Consider the following 948-nt stretch of genomic DNA (forward strand, 5'->3'; position numbering starts at 1 on the left):
AAGTGAAAAAGCAAATAAATTAATAGCTGAGCTTGATATTAAATCAGGAATAGGACTGATTGAAAAGAAAAGACAAGGACTTGGAAAGCCTAACAGAATTTATGTTAAAGACTTTATGAGCATATTTAATAATATGGAATTAAAAAATCAAGAATTCGAAAAACAAAATTCCAGAAGTTCGATAATCGAAATTCAAGAGATTTGAATATCGAAAGTCAAGATTTTCGAAAATCGGAAGGTAACTATAACAATATTAATAATAATGAGTTAAGAAAGAATGATTTTAGTAAAGGTCAAAAGCCTTATGGAATATATAAAAATATATTTTTGACTGATGAAGAATACAAGGACTTAACAAATGAGTTAGGAAGTAGAATTAATGAATACATTGATAGGCTCTCGTCATATATGAAAGCAAATAACAGAGAGTATCAAGACCACAAGGCAACGATAATCAATTGGTATCTTAATGATCAGGCGAAAAACATTAATGATAATACAACAAGGAAAATGAATTACGATATAGGAGAGAGTTTATGACAAGTTTAAAAGATTTTGTATTAAGAGAAAATGATATTGAAAGAAATGGGCATATCTATTGCAAGGTATGCGGTAAAAGAGTAGATGGAGAATTACTTGACCTTGGCTTTACAAAGTTTATTCCCAGAATTAAATGTGAATGTGAAATAAAGAGAGATAAGGAAAATGCAGAAAGAGAAATATTAACGAGAATATCATCATTGAAAAGAGATTGCTTCTCATCGCCGCTCCAGCACCAATATACTTTTGAGAAATTCTTAAATGAAAAAGGTCAAGCCTACAAGGTTGCTTACAATTATGCTAAAAGTTTTGAACAAATGAAGAAAGACAATGTTGGACTTTTATTTTATGGAGATGTTGGCAGTGGAAAAACTTATCTTGCTTGTTCTATTGCAAATGAATTAATTG

At 29.6% G+C, this 948-nt stretch carries 1 protein-coding gene and 1 pseudogene; both read left to right on the forward strand.

Annotated features, from left to right (window positions below; translation table 11 throughout):
• Positions 1 to 540, forward strand: a pseudogene (locus tag HMPREF0072_RS10275) (replication initiator protein A); the annotation flags it as partial.
• Positions 537 to 948: DnaA ATPase domain-containing protein (locus HMPREF0072_RS10280; RefSeq protein WP_004830351.1), on the forward strand; the 412-nt coding region annotated here is incomplete at its 3' end. The pseudogene HMPREF0072_RS10275 and the gene HMPREF0072_RS10280, both read left to right, overlap by 4 nt.

This window comes from Anaerococcus lactolyticus ATCC 51172, assembly GCF_000156575.1.
GTDB classification, from domain to species: domain Bacteria; phylum Bacillota; class Clostridia; order Tissierellales; family Peptoniphilaceae; genus Anaerococcus; species Anaerococcus lactolyticus.